The 17,747-nt window shown below is 61.3% G+C and carries 20 protein-coding genes and 2 pseudogenes; all 22 read left to right on the top strand.

From position 1 onward, the window contains the following. Nucleotides 1-32: 32 nt before the first annotated feature. On the top strand, nt 33-1,028 hold the full coding sequence (locus B7L09_RS10175) for a major capsid protein (RefSeq protein WP_010462369.1): 996 nt from the start codon (nt 33-35) through the stop codon (nt 1,026-1,028). 2 nt (nt 1,029-1,030) lie between these two features. After that, entirely contained in the window at nt 1,031-1,351 is a 321-nt protein-coding gene (locus B7L09_RS10170) for a head-tail joining protein (RefSeq protein WP_010462367.1), read from the top strand. Further along, nucleotides 1,348-2,013, top strand: a complete 666-nt coding sequence (locus B7L09_RS10165; protein ID WP_010462365.1) for a hypothetical protein — start codon at nt 1,348-1,350, stop codon at nt 2,011-2,013. The genes B7L09_RS10170 and B7L09_RS10165 overlap by 4 nt, the downstream gene beginning before the upstream one ends. Then, nucleotides 2,006-2,524, top strand: coding sequence for a hypothetical protein (locus tag B7L09_RS10160; RefSeq protein ID WP_010462364.1), 519 nt, complete (start codon nt 2,006-2,008; stop codon nt 2,522-2,524). Before B7L09_RS10165 ends, B7L09_RS10160 begins: the two co-directional genes overlap by 8 nt. Further along, nucleotides 2,521-3,078: a phage baseplate assembly protein V gene (locus B7L09_RS10155; protein ID WP_010462362.1), complete on the top strand. Its 558-nt coding sequence runs from the start codon at nt 2,521-2,523 to the stop codon at nt 3,076-3,078. The genes B7L09_RS10160 and B7L09_RS10155 overlap by 4 nt, the downstream gene beginning before the upstream one ends. 57 nt (nt 3,079-3,135) lie before the next feature. After that, nucleotides 3,136-3,414 (top strand): hypothetical protein, encoded by a 279-nt coding sequence (locus B7L09_RS10150; protein ID WP_010462360.1) that lies wholly within the window; start codon nt 3,136-3,138, stop codon nt 3,412-3,414. Nucleotides 3,415-3,418: 4 nt separating this feature from the next. Continuing rightward, nucleotides 3,419-3,745: a GPW/gp25 family protein gene (locus tag B7L09_RS10145; protein ID WP_010462358.1), complete on the top strand. Its 327-nt coding sequence runs from the start codon at nt 3,419-3,421 to the stop codon at nt 3,743-3,745. After that, nucleotides 3,742-4,629, top strand: a complete 888-nt coding sequence (locus tag B7L09_RS10140) for a baseplate assembly protein (RefSeq protein WP_010462356.1) — start codon at nt 3,742-3,744, stop codon at nt 4,627-4,629. The genes B7L09_RS10145 and B7L09_RS10140 overlap by 4 nt, the downstream gene beginning before the upstream one ends. Next, nucleotides 4,626-5,234, top strand: coding sequence for a phage tail protein I (locus B7L09_RS10135; RefSeq protein ID WP_010462354.1), 609 nt, complete (start codon nt 4,626-4,628; stop codon nt 5,232-5,234). The genes B7L09_RS10140 and B7L09_RS10135 overlap by 4 nt, the downstream gene beginning before the upstream one ends. Continuing rightward, complete coding sequence (locus tag B7L09_RS32365) at nt 5,227-7,605, top strand: phage tail protein (RefSeq protein WP_010462352.1); 2,379 nt, start codon at nt 5,227-5,229, stop codon at nt 7,603-7,605. Before B7L09_RS10135 ends, B7L09_RS32365 begins: the two co-directional genes overlap by 8 nt. Beyond that, nucleotides 7,605-8,210: a hypothetical protein gene (locus tag B7L09_RS10125; protein WP_010462351.1), complete on the top strand. Its 606-nt coding sequence runs from the start codon at nt 7,605-7,607 to the stop codon at nt 8,208-8,210. The genes B7L09_RS32365 and B7L09_RS10125 overlap by 1 nt, the downstream gene beginning before the upstream one ends. 112 nt (nt 8,211-8,322) lie before the next feature. Next, nucleotides 8,323-9,495 carry a phage tail sheath subtilisin-like domain-containing protein gene (locus B7L09_RS10120; protein ID WP_010462349.1) on the top strand — a complete coding sequence of 391 codons (1,173 nt, stop codon included), beginning with the start codon at nt 8,323-8,325 and terminating at the stop codon, nt 9,493-9,495. Nucleotides 9,496-9,507: 12 nt separating this feature from the next. Beyond that, entirely contained in the window at nt 9,508-10,011 is a 504-nt protein-coding gene (locus B7L09_RS10115) for a phage major tail tube protein (protein ID WP_010462348.1), read from the top strand. A 13-nt stretch (nt 10,012-10,024) separates the two neighbouring features. After that, nucleotides 10,025-10,345 carry a phage tail assembly protein gene (locus tag B7L09_RS10110; RefSeq protein WP_010462346.1) on the top strand — a complete coding sequence of 107 codons (321 nt, stop codon included), beginning with the start codon at nt 10,025-10,027 and terminating at the stop codon, nt 10,343-10,345. A 148-nt stretch (nt 10,346-10,493) separates the two neighbouring features. Continuing rightward, entirely contained in the window at nt 10,494-13,391 is a 2,898-nt protein-coding gene (locus tag B7L09_RS10105; protein WP_010462344.1) for a phage tail tape measure protein, read from the top strand. A gap of 12 nt (nt 13,392-13,403) precedes the next feature. Continuing rightward, nucleotides 13,404-14,264: a phage tail protein gene (locus tag B7L09_RS10100; protein ID WP_010462342.1), complete on the top strand. Its 861-nt coding sequence runs from the start codon at nt 13,404-13,406 to the stop codon at nt 14,262-14,264. Next, on the top strand, nt 14,239-14,445 hold the full coding sequence (locus B7L09_RS10095; protein WP_042932316.1) for a tail protein X: 207 nt from the start codon (nt 14,239-14,241) through the stop codon (nt 14,443-14,445). The genes B7L09_RS10100 and B7L09_RS10095 overlap by 26 nt, the downstream gene beginning before the upstream one ends. A gap of 99 nt (nt 14,446-14,544) precedes the next feature. Further along, nucleotides 14,545-15,591, top strand: a complete 1,047-nt coding sequence (locus tag B7L09_RS10090; protein ID WP_010462339.1) for a phage late control D family protein — start codon at nt 14,545-14,547, stop codon at nt 15,589-15,591. A 57-nt stretch (nt 15,592-15,648) separates the two neighbouring features. Then, the gene (locus tag B7L09_RS10085) at nt 15,649-16,212 is read left to right on the top strand and encodes a glycoside hydrolase family 19 protein (protein WP_010462337.1); all 564 of its coding nucleotides are present in this window, start codon (nt 15,649-15,651) and stop codon (nt 16,210-16,212) included. Continuing rightward, on the top strand, nt 16,194-16,736 hold the full coding sequence (locus B7L09_RS10080; protein WP_010462336.1) for a lysis system spanin subunit: 543 nt from the start codon (nt 16,194-16,196) through the stop codon (nt 16,734-16,736). Before B7L09_RS10085 ends, B7L09_RS10080 begins: the two co-directional genes overlap by 19 nt. A gap of 149 nt (nt 16,737-16,885) precedes the next feature. Further along, nucleotides 16,886-17,359 (top strand): annotated as a pseudogene (locus B7L09_RS32785) (DNA adenine methylase); the annotation flags it as partial. 123 nt (nt 17,360-17,482) lie between these two features. Next, a pseudogene (locus tag B7L09_RS32780) lies at nt 17,483-17,686 on the top strand (DNA adenine methylase); the annotation flags it as partial. Nucleotides 17,687-17,747 lie beyond the last annotated feature (61 nt).

The following is a 17,747-nucleotide window of genomic DNA, read 5'->3' as shown; positions in this document are numbered from 1 at the left end:
TGAGCGGGTTTTTTCATTTCTGGAGAGTACCCATGGCCGAGATCGCCATTTTTGACGACGAAGCGTTTACCGTTACCGCGTTGACTGCTGCACTCAACGATCAACCCTACGTGCCGGGCCGCATCAGCGCCCTGGGCCTGTTCCGCGAGGAAGGCATTACCACCCTGACCGTTCAGATCGAAAAGGACGGCGACACCCTGGCACTGGTGCCAGCCGGGGAACGCGGCAGCTCTGGCCTGGTAGTCGCAGCCAGCAAGCGCAACTTGATCCCGTTCAACACCGTGCACTTGCCAGAACGCTTTACCATCAAAGCCGACGAGATCCAGGGCATTCGTGCATTCGGTACCCGCACCGAATTGCAGGCGGTGCAAGATGTGGTCAATGCCCGCCTAGCCAAAGCGCGACGTCAGTTGGATGCCACGCACGAATTCCAGCGCATGGGCGCCCTCAATGGCCTGATTCTCGACGCCGATGGCCAAACACCGCTGTTGGATATCTATGCATCCTTCGGAGTGCAGCGTCAGAAGCTGCCCATGGGCCTGGCCGATCAGAGTACCGAGCTGCGAGTTAAATGCGGCGAAGCACTGGATATGCAAGAGGACGCTCTCGGTAGTGTGACCAGTACCGGTTCTCGCGCCTTCTGCGGCAAGCATTTCTGGAACAAGTTGATCGTTCACAAGGCAGTCAAAGAAACCTACCTCAACAGCCAGCAAGCGGCAGCGTTGCGCGGTGATGCTCGGGAAAGCTTCGAGTTCGGTGGCATTGTTTGGGAACGCTACCGTGGCAAGGTGGCCGGTGTGTCATTTGTCCACGACGACAAGGCCCTGCTGGTTCCTGAAGGCGTCCCGGATCTGTACATCTCGGTGTTCGCACCGGCTGACTACATGGAAACGGTCAATACCCAGGGTATCCCGTACTACAGCAAGATTGAGCCGATGCAGTTCGGCAAGGGCATGGCCGGCGAAGCGCAGTCCAACCCGCTGCACCTGTGCACCCGGCCTCGCGCACAGATTCTGCTGGAGCTCTGACCGTGGGCTTTCGCGACCTGATTGCCGAGGTCGACGCGGTGGTATTCGAAACGCTGGGCGACAGCGCGCGGATCGAGGGCCGTGCTGAACCGGTGCTCGGCATGTTCGCCGCGCCCTGGTTACAGCCCAAGTTCGGCAAGCTCAACACCGGGTTGCGTGAGCCGAGGTTCGAGATCCGCGTCAGCGATTCGCATGGCCTGGAGCAGGGCATGCTGGTCAGCATTGATCTGCCCGCGCTGGATGGCGGTGGCGATTACGACCTGCTGCAGCTGGAACCGAGCGGTGACGGTCTGGTCGCCTTGATCCTGAGGATGCGCGCATGAGTGTCGGCAGTTACTTCAAGCCCTCGGCCGGTGGCGGGATGATTTCCATCCAGTCCTCGACGTCGGACCTGAAAGCGTTCGAGGACTTCGCCAAGCTCGTGCCCAAAGCCGCCGCAGCCGCGCAACGTCGAGCGATCAACAAAACGTTGGGTTGGCTGCGTACGCACATTGCCCGGGCCGTCAGTCGGCAGGAACGTATTGCCGTTGCAGCGGTTCGTCAGCGCTTGCGCAGCTACCCGGTCGCCGGCGGGGCCACCAGCGGCAAGTTGTGGTTCGGTTTGAATGCCATCGAGTCCAGTCGGATAGGTCGGGCACGACAGTCTGGTAATGGCGTGTCGGTGGCCGGTCGACGTTATCAGGGCGCCTTTCTCAAGAAGGTCTACGGCAACAAGCCCGACATCTGGATCCGCACCGCGAGCAAGCACTTCAATGCGGGCGATTATCCCGATACCACGGTGTCTTCAAATCGTGGCGCCAGTTCGGGTTGGGTGGCGGAAAACGGTAGTCGCTTTCCGCTGGCCAAAGCCAAGGTGTCACTGGAACAAGCCCGGCCGCACTTTGACAGTTGGGTCAAACGCGCCGACGCGCGCCTGCTGGAAATCTTGCGGCAGGAATTCAACTTTGAGCTGCAAAAGTATTTGAAGGGGACGACCAATGCCTGACGAGCCTTTTAGTTTTGACCAGCTTTACCGGGCAATTGAGCAGCACCTGAAGGCTAATCTGCCGGGCGTTCACGCGGTGACAGCTTGGCCGAACATCAAGGATCGCATTGCATTGCCGGCGGTGTTCATTGAACTGGCTGAGATGGAACCCGGTCTCGACATCGGCACAGGGCAGACGAGCGTCATTTGCAAGTTTGAGGCCCGAATCATTGTCGACCCCATACGCCCCCAGCATTGCCAGCAAGCCGCGCACCTGGCAGCACAGCTGGCTGTCTTGTTGCGACTGCAAACGTGGGGGCTTGAGGTAGAGCATGCCGAGTTTGTTCAGGCGATGCAGGACTGGACCAAACCGGAGCTGGATGGCTACGTGGTCTGGTTAGTGGAGTGGACGCAGCAGATCTACCTCGGCGAGGAAGAATGGCCATGGCCTGACGAGCCACCGGGTACCCTGATGCTGGGCTTCAACGACGACGGCAAAGCCGACTTTTTCAAACCTGAGGACCTGCCGTGAGTTACGCGAGCGCCGAGCATGATCGCATGATTGCAGCCATGTTGATGCCGTGTGCGGTGGTCGGTGTGGATCTGGCCGCGGGCATGGTGCGCGTCACCAATGGCGAGTGGACCAGCGCCTGGGTGCGTTGGCACAGCTTGGCCGCCGGTAAGGCGCGGCACTGGCGGTCACCGAGCTTGGGCGAGCAAGGGGTGTTGCTCAACCCCAGCGGCCAAGCCGGCCTTGGTACTTTTGTTCCGGGGCTGTACGGCAATGCTGGCGCGCCGCCGGATAACCGCGATCATGTGGAGGTTTGGCGCTTTGATGACGGTGGTTCGCTGGTCTACGACTGGCAGGCCAAGTCTTACACCATCACCTTGCCGAGCGGGACGGTGACCATCAAAGTCGCCAGTACTGAGGCGGTCGTCACCGATGCCGCCGTTACCGTTACGACCGGCAATATCAACCTGAAAGCGGCGGTGACCATCGACGGCGCGCTACACGTCACGCAGGGCATCACCAGTGCTGGGGCGATTATTGACGCCGGTGGCAACAGCAATCACCACACGCATTGATTTCAATTCCAAATCAGCCCGCCAAGTGCGGGCTTTTTCATGCCTGGAGTGGGCCTTATGAGTAAGTCTAGAACCGATGCCAATTCGAATGATACTGGCGAAGCAATCGCAGTGCCGGGATTGAAACCGGCACCGTTGGGTTTTCCGGCTATGTCTGACGCGGTTGAGGCCGTCGGGCCACTGCGCGTATTTCGCGACAAGGTTTTCACCTCGCGGACATTGATCCTACCCGGCGGCGGCACTCTTGCTGTTGTCGCGGGTCGTGTCGCTGCCTTTGGTGATGATCAATATGAGTTTCTGAAAGCGCATCCAGATTTGGAGCTATTGCCGGAGTAATCAAATGATCGGAATGGATCGCCACACCGGCCAACCCATTTCCGGCATCGCGCATCTGCGCCAGTGCATTGCCGACATCCTGGGCACGCGGGTGGGCAGTCGCCGGCACCGGCCGGAGTACGGCAGCAACATCCCCTTGTACGTCGACATGCCGGTGAACGAAGGCTGGAAAAGCTCGGTGCAGGCCGAGGCGGTCCGGGCGATCAGTCGCTGGGAGCCGCGCGTCAAGCTGGAGCGCGTCCGCGCACTCTCGGTGCTGGGCGGGCAAATCAATCTGAGCATTGCCGGCGAATACCTCGGCGACCGTTTTCTGTTTGAGGTGAGCGTATGAGCATCGTTGATCTGTCGGCGTTGCCGGCGCCGGACGTGTTGGAAGGTCTGGACTTTGAAGACACTTACGACGAAGCGCTGGGCACCTTTCGCGGCTACATGGGCGATAACTGGAGCGCGCCGCTTGAGAGTGATCCGGTGGTGAAGTTGCTGGAGGTGGCCGCCTATATGAAGGTCGCTAACCGTGCCCGGGTTAACGATGGCTGCAAGGCGCTGCTGTTGGCCCATGCGATCGGCCCTGACCTTGATCACCTGGGCGCCAATTACAACCTCAAGCGCCTGGTGATTCAGGCCGAGGATCTGTCGGCGGTGCCGCCGGTGCCGGAGGTCAAGGAGCAGGACGACCCGTTTCGCGAGCGCATCCAGTTGGCCTTTGAGGGGCTGACCACGGCCGGCCCGCGCGCAAGCTACATCCTGCATGCCCGTAACGCCTCGGGGTTGGTGATGGACGCCACGGCGGAAAGCCCGGCGCCGTGTTACGTCACCGTCACGGTGTTGAGTTCCGAAGGCAAGGGGGTGGCCAGTGCCGAGCTGCTGGCCACGGTCAAGGCGGCGCTGAATGACGAAGACGTGCGGCCGGTGTGCGATCGGGTCACGGTGCAGAGTGCGCAGATTATTGATTATCGCATTGACGCCATTTTGCACATGGCCGGCGTGGGGCCTGAAGGGGATGCCAGTTTGGCCGAAGCCAACCGACGCTTGGCGGCGTGGATCAATCCGCGCAAGCGCTTGGGCGTCGAGGTGGCCCGTTCGGCGGTCGACGCGCAATTGCACGTGGCCGGCGTGGCCCGGGTTGAGCTGGTCGGCTGGGCGGATCTGGCCCCGACCAAGGCGCAGGCGGCGTACTGCGTGGGCTATGACGTGAAACTGGCGGGGGCATCATGAAAAGCCTGCTGCCGAGCAATAGCACGCAACTGGAGCGCGCCCTGGAGGCGGCGTTTTATGAGCGAACCATTGTCCCGTTGCGCACCTTGTACAACGCCGATACCTGCCCGGTGCATCTGCTGCCGCATTTGGCGTGGGCGTGGTCGGTCGATCGCTGGGACCCCGGATGGACCGAGGCGACCAAGCGCGCGGCCATCAAGGCGTCCTATTACATCCATGCCCACAAGGGGACCATCGGCGCGTTGCGCCGGGTGGTCGAGCCCCTGGGCTATCTGATTGAAATCGTCGAGTGGTTTAACACGGTGCCGGAAGGCCCGCCGGGCACCTTTGCGCTGAAGGTCGGTGTGCTGGATACCGGGATCACCGAAGAAATGTATCAGGAGCTGGAGCGCCTGATTGATGACGCGAAACCCGTCACGCGGCACCTGACCGGGCTGGCGATCAGCCTGGAAACCCAAGGCGTTTTAGACATCAGTGTCGCCGTGTATGAAGGCGACGAAATCGACGTGTATCCGCCGGTCATGCGTGACATCGAAGTCACCGGCACCTTCGGCGTAGTCGGCCGCGAACACTCCATAGACACCCTGGACGTTTATTATGATTGATGCGAATTCGCAGTTTTTTGCGATCCTCACGAACGTGGGGATGGCCAAGCAGGCGAACGCCGACGCGCTCGGCATTCCCTGGAAGCTTACGGAAATGGGCGTGGGTGATGCCAACCTGACCGACCCGATTCCGAGCGCAACGCAAACCCAACTGATCCGCGAATGGCGCCGCCGTCCGCTGAATCAGCTCAAGATTGATCCAGCCAATCCGGCGGTGATCATTGCCGAGCAGGTCATTCCGGCCGATGAGGGTGGTTTCTGGATTCGCGAAATCGGCCTGTATGACGCGGACGGCGATCTGGTGGCTGTGGCCAACTGCGCGCCGAGTTTCAAGCCGGTGCTGTCGCAGGGCTCGGGTCGCACGCAAGTGGTGCGGATGAATTTCATTGTGTCCAGCGCTGCCAATATCACGCTGAAGATTGACCCGTCGGTGGTGCTGGCGACGCGTGAGTATGTCGATTCGAAGGTTCTGGAAGAACTGTACAAGCTCGACAGCAAGCAGTCGGTGCGCGTGGCCACCACGGCCAACATCGCGCTGGCGGGTTTGCAGCCCGTCGACGGCGTCGCCCTGGTGGCGGGCGATCGGGTGTTGGTGAAAAACCAGACGGTGGCCAAGGACAACGGTCTGTATATCGTGGCGGCTGGGGTCTGGCCGCGTGCGCTGGATGCCGACAGCAGTGCCGAAGTCACGTCGGCGCTGGTGGTGGCGGTCGAGCAGGGCGCCACGCTGGCCGACAGCCGTTGGCAGTTGGTCACGGACGGGGTGATTATTCTCGGCAGTACGTCGCTGGTGTTTCAGGACGTGACCCAAGGTTACGCCCCGATCAACTCCCCGGCGTTTCTGGGCTCGCCTACGGCGAATACGGCACCGGCTGGCAGCAATACACGGCAACTGGCCAACGCAGAGTTTGTGCGCACGGCCGTGCATGGAAGCACGTTTATTGACATCTCTGGTGCGGGCACTCTTGCGCTGACGGCCGCTGAGGCAGGGACGGGGACATTGACCTTGTTTGGCGCCTTGACCGGCAACCGCACGATTGTGGTTCCAACCGTACAGACGCGCTTGCAAGTAGTTAACAGCACCACCGGCGCCTTTTCCTTGACGGTGAAAACGGCGGCCGGCGCGGGTGTTGCGGTCACGCAAGGGACGTCCACGCTGTTGTTCGTCACGGGTGCTAATACCATCGCTCAGCAGCAGAGCGACTTTGACAGCATTGCCATGACCGGCAATCCGACGACCCCAACGCCGGCCGCTGGTGACAATGATAAGTCGGTAGCGAACACCGAGTTTGTGCAGCGCGCGAAGGGTGGCTATCGAGGATTCACCGTTCTGACGGCGGCAGCAGCATTGACGGTAGCGGATATTGGCAACTTGGTCTCGGTTAACGGGACTTTCACAGTCACCTTGCCGGCATCAAATCTCGTTAATCGAGGAGAGGCAATTCATTTTCGCAATGTTGGCGACGGAGCTGTCACCGTAGCCTGTGCTGGTGCTGACATAATTGACGCCGGCGGCATCGCGCTTGCGAACATCACATTACAGCCAGGCGCCAGCCTGGAGCTGGTCAACGCTGGGGGTACGAACTGGTGGGCATCGGGCTCGGCTCAGTTGCAATACTCCACTGTTCGAGAATCGTTCGGCGGGGTGATCGGTGATGTGCGCAACGGTCGCATGTCGGTTACAGCCCCTTCGCTAACAGCAACTTACAAGGCCGATGAACTACTTGTAATGGCTTCCTATGGAGGTCTCCATAGGCTGGTCGGCGTCAACAAGTCGATCAACTTATCTGCCGTAGGTGCGGGCGGCATGGGCGTGGCTGGCGGTGCGCCGGTCAATGGGTGGCTTGGTATTTACGTGGTCTACAACCCTGACACCAAAGCCATGGCGCTTGTGGGCGTGAATGGCACCCCCGGCGTTCTGTCAGAAAAATGCCCGCCCGCCAGCTTGCCAGCCGGCTATACCGCCTCTGCGCTGGTGGCGGTAGTTCCGATTAACGCAAGTGGTCAGTTCCCTGTTTTGGAAGTGGTGGACCGGGAGGTGATGACCTACAAGTCGATCTATGGCGGCCTCGTGGCGACACTCACGCCCGTTTCCCTTACTGCCTCAGTGCCACCCAATGCCAAGAGCATCAACATGAACGCGGCCAGCACTGTCAATGCTGCCGGGCAATGCACTGTAATCGCCGCCGGCACTGCGGCGGGCTCGGCCAACCCTGGATTTACGACGTATGTGGGCCAGTCGACGGCGGCAGGCCAGAACGTTACGTTCACGTTTCGCGACGTGCCATTGTTTACGACGCAATACATTTGGCTGCAAGCCACTGGGCCTTTGACGACCACCCAATTTAACTGCTACGGGTACAAATTCTGATGATCACTGAAACAGTTTGCGTTCAATTTTCAGACGATACCTTCAGTCGAGTAATTGGGACTTTCGGCGGCCCACAAGATCCGAGTGTGTGGCCGAATCAAGTCGAGATTGACGCTGCCGATCCTCGGTATCTGGACTATGTCGCTCGCGTGAATGGTGGGCACTCCATTGTCCTGCCCACCGTGGAGGAACTTTGTTTGCGTGTCGATCAGGCCGCAGATGCGGCCCGTGTGGAAGTTGCGGGTGATCCTCTGCGAGCTTTGGAGTATCAGCGCACGGCCGATGAGGCGCAGGCGTTCAAGGCCGCCGGCTATCCAGTGGCTGCAATCCCGCCAATGGTCGCGGCATGGGCAATCAATGGTCGAACGCCACAGCAAGCAGCTGACAACATTCTTTCCGAGGCTGAGGCCTATAGCGCCGACCTGGTGTGGATTCGAACTACCCGTTTGGCCGCCAAGGAACAAATCCGGGCGTGTATGGCCAGCGAACAGGAGGAAGACGCTGAGGAGCTTGCAAACTCGGCAGTCAACATGATCCGTGCGTTTTTTGCAGCGGCCGCCGACAGCACCGACACACCGGCGCCCGTGCCGGAGGGCGCGCAATAAAGTTCGTTAAACGCCCTGCACTGACGGGGCATTTTCTTTTCCGTTACGCGTAACACGAACCACCCCGACAGCCTCGCTCACGCGGGGCTTTTTCGTTTCTGGAGATTGATAAATGTCTACTGGATTTTTCCATGGCGTCACCACCACGCTGATCGACACCGGTGCGCGCACCATCTCGCTGCCGTCGTCGTCGATCATTGGTCTGTGCGACACCTTCACCCCGGGACTGCTGGGCGGCGGTAAGGCTCTGGCCGGCGAGCTGGTGTTGCTCACGTCCGAACGCGAAGCCATTGCCGCCTTCGGTCCTGACTCGGCAATCACCAAGGCCGCCAAGGCGATCTACGTGCGCGCCAAGGCGGTGATCGTCGCCATCGGCGTGCCCAAGCTGGAAGACGCCGCGCTGCAAACGTCCGCCATCATTGGTGGCGTTCTGGCCGATGGTCAGCGTACTGGCCTGCAAGCGCTGCTGGATGGCAAGAGCAAGCACAACGCCCAGCCGAAACTACTGATTGCCCCGGGGCATTCCTCGACGCAAGCGGTGGCCACGGCCATGGACGCCCTGGCGGGCAAGTTGCGCGCGATCGCCATCATCGACGGCCCGAACACCACCGATGAGGCGGTTATGGCTTACGCCCAGGAGTTCGGCAGCAAGCGCCTGTATCTGGTCGACCCCGGCGTCAAGTATTGGGACACCGTCGCCAGTGCCACCGTCGACGCGCCGGCCTCGGCGTGGGTCGCTGGGCTCTTTGCCTGGACCGATGCCAATTACGGTTACTGGGCGTCGCCGTCGAACAAAGAGTTTGTCGGCATCACCGGCACCAAACGCCCGATCGAGTACCTGGACGGCGACGAAACTTGCCGGGCCAACCTGCTGAATAACGCGAACATCGCCACGATTCTGCGCGATGGCGGTTATCGCCTGTGGGGCAACCGCACGTTGTCCACCGATCCGAAATGGGCGTTCGTTACCCGGGTGCGCACCTGCGACATCCTGATGGATGCGATTCAGGCCGGGCACAAATGGGCGGTCGACCGCTCGATTACCAAGACCTACGTGCAGGACGTGACCGAAGGCCTTCAGGCATTCATGCGCGACCAGAAGAACGCCGGCGCGGTGATCAACTTCGAAGTCTATGCGGACAAGGAGATGAACACGGCCAGCCAAATCGAGCAGGGCAAAATTTACTGGCGCATCCGCTTCACCGACGTGCCGCCGGCAGAAAACCCGAATTTCCTCATTGAAGTCACCAACGAATGGTTGACCGAAGTTCTTGAAACCGCCTAAGGGGGCCGCTCAATGATTCCTCAAGTTCTCTCCAACATGAACGCGTTTGTCGACGGTGTGAGTTTCGCCGGCGACGTGCCGACCCTGTCGCTGCCCAAGCTGACGCAAAAGACCGACGACTATCAGGGCGGCGGCATGTCGGCGCCGATTGAAATGGCCATGGGCCTGGAAAAGCTGGAAGCGGCATTTACCACCAACGGCGTGCGCCGCGAGTCGCTGAAGTACTTCGGTCTGGCCGATCAGACCGCTTGCACCATCGTCTTTCGGGGCGCCTTCCGGGGCCTGCGAGGCGTGGTGACGCCGGTCGTGGTCACCCTGCGCGGCGGCATCAAAGAGGTCGACATGGGCGACTGGAAGCCGGGCGACAAGGCGGAAATCAAGCACGCGATCAAGGCGGTTTATTACAAGCTCGAAATCGACGGTCGCGTGATGTTCGAAATCGACCCGCTCAACATGATTCAGGTGGTCGACGGTGTCGATCAACTGGCGGCAGAACGTTCGGCCCTCGGCCTCTAAGGACTAAAAGAACATGACTCAAGCAACCCAGGACACCAGCGAGCCGACTTTGCCGAAGTGGCTGAAGCTGGTCGATGAGAGCGTGACCGTAACGCTCAAATACCCAACCCTGATCAGCGGCGTATTGACTGATTCGCTGACCATGCGTGCGCCCAGTCTCAAGGATTGGCGCGCGTCAAAGATCGCCGGCAATGGCGACTATGAAAAGCAAGAGCTGTCGTTGTTCGGCAGCTTGACCGGGCTGTCTGAGGTCGAGCTGTTGACCTTGAAATTCAAGGACTACCAGCGCCTTACGGCGGGCTATTTTCGCCTGGTCGAAGAAGACGACGTTTAACGCCGTCACGCTTAGGGACACGGCTCAACGCTTGGCCAAAGAGACAGGGTTCTCGGCGGCCGAGATTGAGGGCCTGCCCTTCGATCAGATGCTGTGGTGGCTCACGGATTGAGCCGCCTTTGAACTACCCGACGTATAGGGCACGCACATGGCGAACAAACTCGCGCTCGGTCTGGTCATTGGCGGGGCGGTCAGCTCCACGGTGGGCTCGGCGTTCAAGGACGTCACCAGTCGCATCAAGCGCCTGGAGACGGAAGGCAAAAAAGCCCGGGTGCTGGAAAAGACCATTGGCGACACCATGCGCCTGCGCGACGAATGGCGCCGGGCGCACATGGCGGGCGAGAAGGGTGCCTCGGCGTTGCAAAAGCAACTCGAAAGCAACCTGAACAGCCTGAAGAAAGAAGGCGTGGAGGTGCGCAATCTGACCAAGGCCTATGCGGCCATGGGGCAGGCGGCGAACAAGGCCGAGCTGAAGGCCAAAGGTCACCAGCAACTCGACGAAGGCAAGCAGAAACTCAAAAGCAGTGTCGGCCAAGCGGTGGCCGCCACGGCGGCGATGGCGATCCCGACCAAGGTCAGCGCGGACTATGGCGCGATCATTCGCGACATTGCGATCAAGTCGAACATTGCCAACAAGCCCGAAGAAGCGCAGCTGTCGAAAAAGATCGTCGACACGTCGCGCGATACGGGCATGGCGCGCAATCAGGTGGCCGAGGTGGTCAACGCCCTGGTGGGCGCCGGTATGGAGCTGGACAAGGCCCTGCAATACGCCCCGACCGCCGCCAAGTTCGCCGTGGGGCAGGGCTCCGACGGTGGCGAAACGGCGCGCATGATCAACGCCCTGGGGCAGAACGCCAAGATCACCGACCCGGCGATGATGCAGAAGGCCCTGGAGGCGATCGCCTATCAAGGGCAGGCGGGCAGTTTCGAGGCGGCCGACATGGCGCGTTGGTTCCCCGAGTTGCTGGCGGGGATGGGCAAGCTGGGCATCACCGGCATGGACTCGGTGTCGCAACTGGGCGCCATGCTTCAGGTGCAAATGAAGACTGCCGGCGGCTCCGATGAGGCGGCCAACAACCTCAAAAACTGGATGGAAAAGATCGGCTCGGGTGACACGGTCGAGGCCTATAAAAAGGCCGGGATCGATTATCAGGCGTCGATGAATACCGGGCTGCAGAATGGTAAATCCACTCTGGAATCCAGCTTTGAACTGGCGCAAAAGTACATTGCCGCGACCGATCCGAAGAAAGCCGCCGCCATGGCCGAGGCCACGGCCAAGATCAGCAAGGAGGCCGACCCGGAAAAAGCCAAGGCCATGATTGCGTCCCTGGAGCAAGCCTTGCGCACCGGCGATCTGTTCGCCGACATGCAGGTCAAGGGCGCCTTGACGGCGTTCATGCAAAACAAGGAGCTGTACGCCAGTCTGAAAAAGGACTCGGCCAACGCCACCGGGATCTTGGACAAGAACCTTGAGGAACGCCGGCAATCGTCGGCGCAGAAGTGGGCGGAAATGGCCCAGGGCGCGGACGACGCCATGCGCGCGATCGGCGACGCGTTTCGCCCGGTCACCGATGCCGTGGCGGACGGGCTGACCTACGTCACCCAAGGCCTGAGCAAACTGTCGGATGAATCGCCCAAGCTGGTGACCGGGATCGGCGCGGCCGTGGCGGCGGTGATCGCCTTTCAGAGCGCCATGAGTACCTTCAAGATCGCCAAGGGCTTGCTCAACATCGGGCGCGGTTCGCTGATGGGTAACCCGAACATCCCGCAAAAAGTCATTGTGGTGGGCGGTGGTGGTGGCGGTGGGGGTGGTGGTCTGGATGCTGGCGATCTGGACAACGACGGCAAGCGCGACAAGAAGGGCAGGAAGGGCGGCCGGGGTGGTAAAGGCGGCAAGTTGGCCAGTGTCGCCTCGACCGCCGCAAACACGGCCAAGGCGGCCAGCACGGCCGGCGCTGCCGGTTCAGTCGGGCGGGCGGTGAGTGGCGTCGGTCGAACCGTGGCCTCGGGGGTCAAAGGGCCGGCGATCTTTGCGGTCGTTGAGGCGGGTCTGAAAGCCAAGGACACCTACGATAACGCGGTGACGCAGGACGAAAAGGCCGAAGGCTACGGCGCGGCTGCTGGGGGCTTGGCGGGTACGTTGTCCGGGGCTGCTGCGGGCGCCGCGTTGGGCACCCTGCTATTGCCGGTCATTGGTACGGCGATTGGCGGCCTTGTCGGCGGTGTCCTCGGCAACATGGGCGGCGACGTTTTGGGGGGCTATCTGGGCAAGGCGGCGTTTGGCACGCCCGACGAGCTGAAGCGCCTTCCGGCGGCGGGGCCGCTGATGATGGCCAATGCCGGCAAGGACATCCCGCCGGTGCTGGGCGGGATTGCCCAATCGTTCGCCCCGTCGACCACCGGGCCGCTGATGCTGGCCAATCCCGCCGCCGGCCCGGGGGCGAGTGTCGCCGCGACGACGGCCGCTGCGCCGCCGGTGTCGTATGACCCGCGCGACCTCGACTCGAAAGACGCCATGCTGATGCCGCACTTTGCCAACAAGGTGCGTTTTCCGGGTTCGGAGTTGCGTCGACCGAAAGTCATTCGTTCGGGCCTGGAAGATCCCGCGCCGCAACCGGGTGAGGCCGCTGCGCCGCCGGTGTCGTATGACCCGCGTGACCTCGACTCGAAAGACGCCATGCTGATGCCGCACTTTGCCAACAAGGTGCGCTTCCCGGGCTCTGAGTTGCGTCGACCGAAAGTCATTCGTTCGGGCCTGGAAGATCCGGCGCCGCAACCGGGGCAGGCGGCCAAGGCCATGATGCTGCCGCCGGCCAGCGCCGACGCGGCGGCGGGGGCGTTGGTCAAGCCGATGGCGGCGAAAGCGGAGGCGCCCAAGGTTGAGTCCAACGTGGCGATTCAGGCGCCGTTTTCGCTGACGGTCAACGGTGACGTCAAGGACGCCGCGCAGCTGTACGGCCAGCTCAAGCCGTTGCTTGATCAGCACTATCGCGACATGGCCAAGCAAATGGGGAGCGCTCAGCTGTTTGATGCACCGCACGTTTAATCGGGAGGGCCTATGTCTGATCAAAACAAGACTGCATTGCAGCAGTTACAGTCGGGAATGAAGTTTCTGGCCACGGCTGGGGAAACCGGCCGGCGCAGCCTGGATGGCATGTTGGGTCCGGTGAATGGGGCGATCGGGGAAATCACCGGCGCGGCGTCCGAGCTGGAGGGCTTGCCCTTCGTCGGGCCGGCGATCGGGGCCAAGCTTCAGCGCGTCATGCGGGGGGTGAATGCGGCTCAGGCCCAGGTCGGAAAAGTGGTGGCCATGTACGGTACGGCCACCCGGGCGCTGTCGCAGATTGATGAGCGTATGGGGGTGCTGAAGGAACAGGCGGGCAAGGCGGCGACGGCGATCAACAAGATCGCCGGCAAGGTCAGTCCGTCGCTGGCCAACATCGTGCCCACGGGCGCCTTTGCCACGGATCAGACGCCGGCGCCGGAGGCGGTGAAGCCGTTCCCGCACCTGCTGATCATCCAGCCGCAAGACCCCAGAGCCCCGCCGTATTTCTTCAACCTCGACACGGCGGCGTTTGATGAGTTGCGCCGCTCAACCGAATTCCGCTGGGCCTCTCAGGAACGCCTGTCGCGTCGCCCGGCGCAACAGGGCGTCGGCATCGGCGACGAAAAGATCACGCTCAAGGGCGCGATCTTTCCCGGGTTCAAGGGCGGCCTGAAGCAGCTCGACACGCTGCGCGCGCTCGGCGCCCAGCTCAAGCCGCTGACCCTGACCACGGGCTATGGCGACGCGCTCGGCACCTGGTGCCTGAAAAGCCTCGACGAAGAACAAAGCGCGCTGATGCAGGGCGGCATTCCGCGTAAACAAGGGTTCACTCTGGAGTTTGTGCGCTATGGCGACGACATGCAGAACGTCTGACGGGGATCTGTTGGACACCATCTGTCATAACTTCTATGGCCACCTCAGCGGCAGCGTGGAGGCGGTCCTTGATGCCAATCAGGGGCTGGCCGATGAGCCCCAGCCGTACCGCGACGGCGTGGTGATCGTGCTGCCGGATCTGGCGGCGCCCGCCCAAGAGCAAGTCACCTTGTGGGACTGACGCCGTCCGGAGCGCTTGCCGGCGAATCCGTTCGTTACGCGTAACGCGCCACTCCTGCCCTGAGCCCGCCTTGTGCGGGTTTTCTTTTGGAAAAAATCCATGACTCCCATGTTTCGCATCGTGGCCGATGGCACCGACATCACCGGCCTGATCAACGATCGGCTGATTCAGCTCAGCACCACCGACAAGCCGGGCATGGATTCGGACACCTTCGAACTGCGCATTGATGACCGTGACGGGCAGGTGACCTTGCCTCGGCGCGGCATCGGGATCGAGGTCTACCTGGGCTATGCCGAGACGGGGCTGGCCCGCTTGGGCCGCTACGTTGTCGACGAAGTCACGGTGTCCGGCCCGCCGGATACGATCGTGATCAAGGGCAAGGCCAGCGACATGCGCGGCAGTGGCAAGACCATCCGCAGCGGGAGTTGGGAGGGCGTGCCATTGTCGAAGATCGTCGGCCACATCGCCGCGCGTAACGGTTGGGCGCCGGGGTGTCCGGTGTCGACGAAGGTCGCCCGGGCGGACCAGCTCAATGAATCGGACTTCAATTTCATCACGCGCCTGGCTAAGCAATACGACTGCACGGCCAAGGTGGCGGACGGCAAGTTGTTGGTGATGCCGCGTCAGGGCGGGCAGACCGCCAGCGGTAAGGCCTTCGGCGCGATCACCCTGACGCGCCGTGACGTGAGTCGCTGGCAATTCAGTCTCGGCGATCGCAACACGCATAAGTCGGTCGGGGCCAAGCATCAGGACAAGAAAACCGGAAAGCTGGTGGTGGTGTCCCTGGACAATGCCGACCTGCCGGCCGGGCTGCCGGCGGTGCATACCGATCGGCATATCTACCCCGACAAAACCGCCGCTGAATCCGCCGCCAAGGCGCGCTTGGCCGCCTTCAACCGATCGAGCGCCGGCGTGCGTTTTGAGATGCCCGGCCGCACGGACCTGTTTGCCGAACGCTCGATCATCGCCCAGGGCTTCAAGGTCGGCCTCGATGGCGAATACCTTGCCGACTCCGTCGAGCAGGTTTTTACCCAAGCCGGCTGGTCGACCACCGTCGAATGCAATGGCGGCAAGACGGGCAAGGCCAGCGCCAAGGGCAATAAAAAGAAGAAGGAAACCAAGCCGCTCAAAGTTGTGACCCTGTAACCGCGCAATTGCGCACCCCAATCCGCCGAGCGCGGTTTTTTTATGCCTGGAGTTTGTATGGCCATCACCGAGCAACAGCTACAACGCATCATGCCGAACGCCCGTCGCCAAGCGGGCGTTTTTGTATCCGCCCTCAATGCAGCCATGGCGCACCGGCAAATCAATACATCGAAGCGTCAGGCGGTGTTCCTGGCGCAGGTGGGTCACGAGTCCGGCCAACTACAGTACGTTCGTGAGCTGGGCGGCGAGCAGTACCTGAGCAAATACGACACCGGTAACCTCGCCGCGAAACTGGGCAACACACCCGAAGCGGACGGTGATGGTCAACGCTATCGCGGTCGCGGTTTGATCCAGATCACCGGCCGCAACAATTACCTGCGCTGTAGCTTGGCGTTGTTTGGTGATGAGCGACTGTTGCGCACGCCTGAGCTGCTGGAATTGCCGCAATGGGCCGCCGAGTCGGCCGCGTGGTTCTGGTGGGTTCGAGAGCTGAACGCTTTGGCCGATCGTGAGGAGTTCGAAGCGATCACCCGCAAGATCAATGGTGGCCTCAATGGTTTGGCAGATCGGCTGGAGTTGTGGGGACGGGCGAGGGCGGTGCTATGCGTCTCTTCGACCTGATCCCTGCGCCGTATCGGCTGCTAGCCAACAGTCTATTGCTGACCGCGTTGGCCAGCGGATCGGCCGCGATGGCCTGGCAGGTTCAGGATTGGCGCTACGGACAGCAACTGGCGGAGCAAGCCCGCCTGCAGACCGAGACGCTGAATCAGCTGACCCATGTCGCCGCGACGCAACAACAGGCCGAGCAGGACAAACGTCTAGCTCTGGAACAACGGCTGTCGGCCAGTGAACAAACCCATTATCGAGTCTTGAGCGATGTCCAACGTGATCAAGGTCGCCTGCGTGACCGTCTTGCCACTGCTGATCTGCGCCTGTCAGTCCTACTCGACGCAACCGTTGCCGCCGGCAGCGACTCAGTGTCAGCCACCGCCGCCTCCAGCGGCGTGGTTCATGGCCCCACAAGAGCCCACCTTGACCCAGCGCATGCTCAACGAATTATCGGCATCACCGATGCCGGCGACCAAGGATTGATCGCCCTGGCAGCTTGTCAGGCCTACGCCAAAGAAGTCTCAACAGCGAAGTGAAAAGAGCGGCCGGGTTGGATGCGTCAACATCCAACCCGACCGCCGTCCCTGCAGATGGTCCCTGCAAGTCCAGCCAAGGCTCTTACTCCGTGCACGAAGCGCGGCGAGCCTAGCACCTGTTTATCCATACAGTAAAGGTCTTGCTCTCTATGTCTACACCCATCATCCCTTGGATGGGCGGCAAACGCCGCCTGGCCGACCGCCTCATTCCGCTATTTCCGCCTCACGAATGCTACGTCGAAGTTTTTGCCGGCGGCGCTGCGCTGTACTTCATGCGGCCCCAGGCTGCGCCCGTTGAAGTCCTCAACGATATCAACGGCGACCTGGTGACGCTGTACCGCGTCGTGCAGAACCACCTGGAAGAATTCGTGCGCCAGTTCAAATGGGCGCTGAGCTCACGCCAAGTGTTCGAGTGGCAGAAGATGACCCGCCCCGAAACCCTCACCGACATCCAGCGCGCCGCGCGATTCTTCTACCTGCAGCACCATGCCTTTGCCGGCAAGGTCACCGGGCAGACGTTCGGTACTGCCACCACTGGCCCGGCCATCAACCTGTTGCGGATCGAGGAAAACCTCTCGGCTGCCTGGCAGCGTCTGTCCGGCACCTATGTCGAAAATCTCCCCTGACGGATCGCGGCGGCAAGCGTTATGTCACCTTCAGTTACCGCCTTCGTGGCTGCTTTTTCTCGGGCTTCATCCCACCGATTTCTCAGCATGGCGTAACTCATGCGCAGGCCTGCTTGGTTGGCCGACTTCATGCGCCGCTGCAAAGGCAAGGTGATGGTCAGCATCAATGACCATCCGGATATCCGCCGGGTGTTCGAAGGCTTCCATTTCGAAACTCTGGACATCCGCTACAGCAACACCAATCAGCGGCAGGGAAAAGCTGAGGTGAGCGGCGAACTAGTGATCATGAATTGGCTACCTTCCGCATTGGGAGGGTTGTTCTAAAGTGAAGGATTTGGTGCGGAGCATTTTTGCTCGGTGCGGAACCGGTTCATATTAGTTTAGC

Origin of the sequence: Pseudomonas mandelii (assembly GCF_002251635.1) — a bacterium.
Classification (GTDB): domain Bacteria; phylum Pseudomonadota; class Gammaproteobacteria; order Pseudomonadales; family Pseudomonadaceae; genus Aquipseudomonas; species Aquipseudomonas mandelii_B.
Note: the sequence above shows the minus strand (reverse complement) of the source record. Positions and strands in the feature narration are given on the sequence as shown.

Coding starts and splice junctions, on each gene's coding strand:
- B7L09_RS10175 (WP_010462369.1), top strand. CDS start 33: ATGGCCGAGATCGCCATTTTTGACGACGAAGCGTTTACCGTTACCGCG.
- B7L09_RS10165 (WP_010462365.1), top strand. CDS start 1,348: ATGAGTGTCGGCAGTTACTTCAAGCCCTCGGCCGGTGGCGGGATGATT.
- B7L09_RS10160 (WP_010462364.1), top strand. CDS start 2,006: ATGCCTGACGAGCCTTTTAGTTTTGACCAGCTTTACCGGGCAATTGAG.
- B7L09_RS10150 (WP_010462360.1), top strand. CDS start 3,136: ATGAGTAAGTCTAGAACCGATGCCAATTCGAATGATACTGGCGAAGCA.
- B7L09_RS10145 (WP_010462358.1), top strand. CDS start 3,419: ATGATCGGAATGGATCGCCACACCGGCCAACCCATTTCCGGCATCGCG.
- B7L09_RS10140 (WP_010462356.1), top strand. CDS start 3,742: ATGAGCATCGTTGATCTGTCGGCGTTGCCGGCGCCGGACGTGTTGGAA.
- B7L09_RS10135 (WP_010462354.1), top strand. CDS start 4,626: ATGAAAAGCCTGCTGCCGAGCAATAGCACGCAACTGGAGCGCGCCCTG.
- B7L09_RS32365 (WP_010462352.1), top strand. CDS start 5,227: ATGATTGATGCGAATTCGCAGTTTTTTGCGATCCTCACGAACGTGGGG.
- B7L09_RS10125 (WP_010462351.1), top strand. CDS start 7,605: ATGATCACTGAAACAGTTTGCGTTCAATTTTCAGACGATACCTTCAGT.
- B7L09_RS10120 (WP_010462349.1), top strand. CDS start 8,323: ATGTCTACTGGATTTTTCCATGGCGTCACCACCACGCTGATCGACACC.
- B7L09_RS10115 (WP_010462348.1), top strand. CDS start 9,508: ATGATTCCTCAAGTTCTCTCCAACATGAACGCGTTTGTCGACGGTGTG.
- B7L09_RS10110 (WP_010462346.1), top strand. CDS start 10,025: ATGACTCAAGCAACCCAGGACACCAGCGAGCCGACTTTGCCGAAGTGG.
- B7L09_RS10105 (WP_010462344.1), top strand. CDS start 10,494: ATGGCGAACAAACTCGCGCTCGGTCTGGTCATTGGCGGGGCGGTCAGC.
- B7L09_RS10100 (WP_010462342.1), top strand. CDS start 13,404: ATGTCTGATCAAAACAAGACTGCATTGCAGCAGTTACAGTCGGGAATG.
- B7L09_RS10095 (WP_042932316.1), top strand. CDS start 14,239: ATGGCGACGACATGCAGAACGTCTGACGGGGATCTGTTGGACACCATC.
- B7L09_RS10090 (WP_010462339.1), top strand. CDS start 14,545: ATGACTCCCATGTTTCGCATCGTGGCCGATGGCACCGACATCACCGGC.
- B7L09_RS10085 (WP_010462337.1), top strand. CDS start 15,649: ATGGCCATCACCGAGCAACAGCTACAACGCATCATGCCGAACGCCCGT.
- B7L09_RS10080 (WP_010462336.1), top strand. CDS start 16,194: ATGCGTCTCTTCGACCTGATCCCTGCGCCGTATCGGCTGCTAGCCAAC.